This is a genomic window from Veillonella dispar (assembly GCF_937975875.1).
GTDB lineage: Bacteria > Bacillota > Negativicutes > Veillonellales > Veillonellaceae > Veillonella > Veillonella dispar_B.
Genome location: NZ_CALJSP010000158.1, coordinates 1 through 2,663, shown reverse-complemented (window position 1 = coordinate 2,663; position 2,663 = coordinate 1). Strand labels below are relative to the sequence as shown.

The following is a 2,663-nucleotide window of genomic DNA, read 5'->3' as shown; positions in this document are numbered from 1 at the left end:
CTACGGCTCCATCTGTTAACTACAAGGTATATAAAACAAATGGAGAAATGCTAGAAGTAGATAATCCGGCTAAATTGCCACCTCCAACAGAAATCGACTACATTGAGGAGCCTTATGTAAAAGCTACTACAATCGTACCTAAAGATTTTGTTGGCACTATCATGGAATTGTCTCAAGATAAACGCGGTGAATATCAATCCATGGAATATTTGGATGAAACACGTGTATCCGTTGTATATCACTTACCTTTAAGTGAAATCATTTACGATTACTTTGATAAATTAAAATCTGCTACAAAGGGGTATGCATCTCTTGACTATGAATTGATTGGCTATAAACAATCTCCAATGGTTAAGATGGATATTCTCTTAAATGGTGATCCTGTAGATGCGTTGTCCATTATCGTGCACAAAGACCGTGCTGCTACACGTGGTCGTGCATTAGCTGAAAAATTAAAAGAACTCATTCCTCGTCAAATGTTTGAAATTCCTATTCAAGCAGCAGTAGGTACGAAGATTGTAGCTCGTGAAACTGTAAAAGCTTGGCGTAAAGACGTTTTAGCGAAGTGTTATGGTGGCGATATTTCTCGTAAACGTAAATTGCTAGAAAAACAAAAAGCCGGTAAGAAACGCATGAAGTCTGTAGGATCTGTAGAGATTCCACAAGAAGCATTCATGGCTATTCTCAAGGTTGAGGACTAATATAATGAAAACAGATTCTAATACTCTGAATCTGTCTACACTTGGGGATATGGGCCTGTATGTCCATATCCCTTTTTGTAAACAGAAATGTATGTACTGTGATTTTCCAGCTTATCAAAATTTACAAGATTATTACGAAACCTATGTATATGCATTAGTACAAGAAATAGATTTGTGGGTTACAGAACACCCAGAATCTAAATTTAGACCTATTGATACCATTTACTTTGGTGGTGGTACGCCGACTGAATTGTCAATTCAACAACTAAAGATGATTCTTGATAAAATTAAAAGCACTTTTACAATTACTGATGATTGTCATATGACTATTGAATCAAATCCTGGGGAAGTGGATTTATCGTATTTAACGAAACTTGTTAAACTAGGATTTAATCGCATAAGCTTTGGTGTTCAAACCTTTAATGATAAGGCACTTACTATGCTGCATCGCAGCCATAATGGTGAAAAGGCTAAACAAGCGGTTTACGATGCTAAAGAGGCTGGATTTACTGATATCAATATTGATTTGATTTATGGTTTGCCACGACAAACCTTAGAGGATATTCAGCATAATTTAAATATTGTAAAAGACCTACCAATTAATCATATTTCTACGTATGGCTTACAAGTTGAGATAGGCACATATTTATATCATTTAGTACAAAAGAACTTGATTTCTATTCCTAGTGAAAGTATAGATGAATCAATGTATGATACGATGATGGCTGGTTTAAAAGAGCTAGGATTTGAGCGATATGAGATTTCAAATTTCGCGAAGGGTAATTCCTACAGTCGTCATAATTTAAAATATTGGCATTATATAGACTATTTAGGCTTTGGTGCAGGTGCTCATTCTTTTTATGACGGAGTACGCCGCAGTAACAATCGTAATGTAATGCCTTATATACAAGCTGTTGATCGATATACTATGCCTATTATCGATACGGAGACTATTACGGTAGAGCGGGCCCAAGAGGATTTTTGTTTTTTAGCACTTCGCACTAAATGGGGCCTTGATGAGCTAAAATTCAAAAATAGATTTGGTGTATCTGTTCATGATTTATTTGGCGCTACAATAAAAGATTTAGTTAGCAAAGGCCTATTAGAATATGAAAATGATAGTTATCATTTGACCTCGGAAGGGGCAAAACATGGTAACTATGTATTTAGTCAATTTATTCGTGAGTAATTTTTCACAGTTTCTCAAAATCTAATATGTTAGTATAAATAGGATGATGATGAATAAGCATGCTAGATTTGAGGAGGAACGATGAAGACATCGGTTATTTTACACGGTTTACATAATGAATTTACTTTAGACCAAATGAAGGCATGCATAGAATTAGCTGAAAAATATGGTGGATCCTTCCGTCATGTTGTAACAGGTATACAAATTACAGGTATTGAAAAAGAAGATAAGGAACAGCTTATTTCCGAATTACCTGAAGGTGTAACTACGGTTATTCATAGAGGGGTTAATTCCTTAATTGCCTGCGTTGGTAAAGGCTATTGTAAAAATGGCCAAATGGAAACAAAAGAGTTAGCTGATTATGTGGAGAGAAAACATTACGGCCGAAAAACATCTCATAAGTGCAAAATTGGCATCAGTGGATGTGGTCGTAACTGTCCAGATGCAATGGTAAAAGATATTGCTTTTATTGGTACATCCCAAGGTTTTATGTTGGCTGTTGGCGGTAATACAGGTATGAGACCAGAAGCTGGCAAAATTTTGGCTAGACAGCTTACTGTAGAGCAATCCAAAAAAGCTGTAGATATTTTAGTTGATTGGTATGCGGAACATGGGGAACCACGTGAGCGTATGGGAAAACTGTTAGAACGACTTGGTAATCCATTAGAAGGTGTAGAACTATAAATTATTATATTTATACTTCTCATTGATTTATGGTTCTGGTTTACGATTCTTAATCTATAAATTTGCATGGCTAGAAAGTAATCTAACTA

The 2,663-nt window shown here is 35.6% G+C and carries 2 protein-coding genes and 1 pseudogene; all 3 read left to right on the top strand.

From position 1 onward, the window contains the following. Window positions 1-701, top strand: a pseudogene (locus Q7P05_RS07690) (elongation factor 4); the annotation flags it as partial. Window positions 702-705: 4 nt separating this feature from the next. Continuing rightward, entirely contained in the window at window positions 706-1,890 is a 1,185-nt protein-coding gene (gene hemW, locus Q7P05_RS07685; RefSeq protein ID WP_303931458.1) for a radical SAM family heme chaperone HemW, read from the top strand. A gap of 81 nt (window positions 1,891-1,971) precedes the next feature. After that, window positions 1,972-2,574, top strand: coding sequence for a nitrite/sulfite reductase (locus Q7P05_RS07680; RefSeq protein WP_295232032.1), 603 nt, complete (start codon window positions 1,972-1,974; stop codon window positions 2,572-2,574). The last annotated feature ends 89 nt before the right edge of the window (window positions 2,575-2,663 follow it).

Excerpts from the sequence above, each read along its gene's own strand:
- hemW (WP_303931458.1), top strand. The coding sequence starts at position 706 with ATGAAAACAGATTCTAATACTCTGAATCTGTCTACACTTGGGGATATG.
- Q7P05_RS07680 (WP_295232032.1), top strand. The coding sequence starts at position 1,972 with ATGAAGACATCGGTTATTTTACACGGTTTACATAATGAATTTACTTTA.